Source organism: Sphingobium sp., assembly GCF_003248505.1.
In the GTDB taxonomy this organism is placed as follows: Bacteria; Pseudomonadota; Alphaproteobacteria; order Sphingomonadales; family Sphingomonadaceae; genus Sphingobium.
Genome location: NZ_QFOA01000160.1, coordinates 1 through 2,275 on the forward strand (window position 1 = coordinate 1; position 2,275 = coordinate 2,275).

The following is a 2,275-nucleotide window of genomic DNA, read 5'->3' on the forward strand; positions in this document are numbered from 1 at the left end:
GCCCGGGGCCGGCGGCATTTGGTCGATCTTTCGCCGGCCGTGCCGCTCAATGCCGCACCATCGATGCGCGACGCCTGCCACAGCTATTCCCAGGAGCATTTCGACACTGCGACCAGCATCGTCGGCTACGTCCGGGACTTCACAGACGGCGTCGCCGTCGCCTCACTTCCACAGCATGTTACCGCATATTTCAAAGGCTTTTTCCAATGACTGACTATGGTGAAATCGCGCCGATCGAAGAGATCATCGAGGATGCGCGCAACGGGCTTCCCTACATTCTCGTGGATGCGCCGGATCGCGAGAACGAAGGCGACATCATCATTCCCGCGCAGTTCGCGACACCGCGGATCATCACCTTCATGGCCACCCATGCCCGTGGCCTGATCTGCCTGGCGATCACAAACGAACGCGCCAAGCAACTCGACTTGCGTCCCATGGCAACCCGCAACGAAAGCGGCCATGGCACGGCGTTCACCGTCTCGATCGAAGCCCGTGAAGGGGTTTCGACCGGTATTTCGGCGCACGATCGGGCTCATACGATTGCCGTTGCGGTGGACCCGTCCAAGCAGGCGCATGACATCGTTTCGCCGGGGCATGTGTTCCCGCTTACCGCCCGTGACGGCGGCGTGCTTGTTCGCGCTGGCCATACCGAGGCCGCGGTCGATATCTCGCGTCTGGCGGGCCTCACGCCTGCGGGCGTCATTTGCGAGGTCATGAATGACGACGGCACGATGAGTCGCTTGCCGGACCTCCTGCGCTTCGCCCGCGAACACAAGATAAAGGTCGGGACGATATCCGACCTTATCGCCTACCGTCGACGTCTGGAGACGCTGGTAGAGCGCGTGGCTGAGGCGCCGTTCGAGAGCTGGCATGGTGACTTCCAGGTGATCGTCTATCGCAACAAGATAGACGGCGCCGAGCATGTCGCGCTCGTCCGGGGCTCGCCCACGAAGGATAAGCCGACGCTGGTGCGCGTGCATCAGCTGGATCTGACGGCGGATATTCTGGGGTGGCGGGAAGCACATCGCAACTATGTCCCGACAGCACTGGCTGCACTATCGGATTATGACGGGCCAGCCGTGGCGGTATTCGTATCCGATCCCAATCCGTCGTCGATTTCAGAGCGGATCAAGGGGAACCGCAAAGCCTATTCCGACACGCACGGCTATCGCGACTACGGTATCGGAGCACAGATGTTGCTTGATCTGGGGGTAGGCGAAATGATCCTTCTCACGTCAAGCCCGACGAAGATGACTGCGCTGGAAGGCTTTGGTCTGAAGGTTGTGGCCAAGCGACCGCTCGTTGAGCCGGCTATGCGCCTGGTGCAGTCGCAGGCCTGACTTTTATCGCCATCGGGAATGCCGGCTAGCCGGCATTCCCCTGGTGCGCATGCTGCCCTCGGTGGACTGAAGCGACAAGCCAACATTCATCGCCCAAACGACGTACGGAGCGCGACCGGTGGGGCGCGCTCCGTAAATCAGTCGATTTAACGGGTTGAGGTCAGTCTTCGGGCGCGATCGTCAACGCCATCCCGTTCATGCCCGCATTGACCACGAGCTGACACGCCAGACGCGAGCGCTCGTTCCGGTGATCGGAACTGTCCAACAGGTCGTTTTCATCATCGGAGAGCGCCGGAAGCCTGTCTTCAAACTCCTCTGCCACGTAGACATGGCAGGTAGCGCAGGAGCAACATCCGCCGCATAGCGCCAGCAATTCGTCGATGCCGGCATCCCTTACCGCTTCCATCACGCTGATGCCTTCAGCCGCTTCGATTATGCGCGATTCACCCGTTCGCGTCATGACATTGATACTCGGCATAGGTTCAGCTCTCCGACCAGATCAGAGGCACATTGTCGACAGCTGCGACGATGCCGGAATGATAGATAGGCTGCGCTCCTGGCTTCATGGCGAAGGTCGGAATGCGCTTGAGCCATTCCTCGATGGTGACGATCACTTCCATGCGCGCCAGGTGCAATCCTGCACAGCGATGAGGTCCGCCTCCGAAGGTGCTGTGCGAAATCCCGCGACGTTCCAGATTGATGCGCCAGGGATCGTCGTTCAGCTGTTCGTCCAGGCCATGCAACGCGGTGGGCAGCAAGATCATGTCGCCCCGCTTGAGTGTGATGCCTCGGAAATCCTGATCCTTTGCGACCATGCGCGCCTCCGACACCACCGGTGTCAACGGCGGCGTAAAAGTCGTCCATTGGGCGGAGCAAAACCAGGCCACTTGATCCGGGTGTTGGCGAGCGCCGGGAGGGCGTAGCCCGAGCGGGGG

The 2,275-nt window shown here is 60.7% G+C and carries 4 protein-coding genes; 2 read left to right on the forward strand and 2 right to left on the reverse strand.

The genetic code is table 11. The features are described from left to right. The coding region (locus DI606_RS20030) for a hypothetical protein (RefSeq protein ID WP_293985756.1) at positions 1-210 on the forward strand (210 nt) is incomplete at its 5' end. Further along, positions 207-1,340 (forward strand): 3,4-dihydroxy-2-butanone-4-phosphate synthase, encoded by a 1,134-nt coding sequence (ribB, locus tag DI606_RS20035; RefSeq protein ID WP_293985758.1) that lies wholly within the window; start codon positions 207-209, stop codon positions 1,338-1,340. The genes DI606_RS20030 and ribB, both read left to right, overlap by 4 nt. A 160-nt stretch (positions 1,341-1,500) precedes the next feature. Here the strand turns inward: ribB and DI606_RS20040 are convergent, their stop codons facing one another. Together DI606_RS20040 and DI606_RS20045 are read right to left on the reverse strand one after the other, a co-directional pair. Further along, on the reverse strand, positions 1,501-1,818 hold the full coding sequence (locus tag DI606_RS20040; RefSeq protein ID WP_293985760.1) for a 2Fe-2S iron-sulfur cluster-binding protein: 318 nt from the start codon (positions 1,816-1,818) through the stop codon (positions 1,501-1,503). A gap of 4 nt (positions 1,819-1,822) precedes the next feature. Beyond that, on the reverse strand, positions 1,823-2,275 hold a 453-nt coding region (locus tag DI606_RS20045; RefSeq protein ID WP_293985762.1), incomplete at its 5' end, for a cytochrome P450.

What these genes read in the sequence shown, in the direction of transcription:
- DI606_RS20040 (WP_293985760.1), bottom strand. Translation starts at nt 1,818, where the DNA reads ATGCCGAGTATCAATGTCATGACGCGAACGGGTGAATCGCGCATAATC.
- ribB (WP_293985758.1), top strand. Translation starts at nt 207, where the DNA reads ATGACTGACTATGGTGAAATCGCGCCGATCGAAGAGATCATCGAGGAT.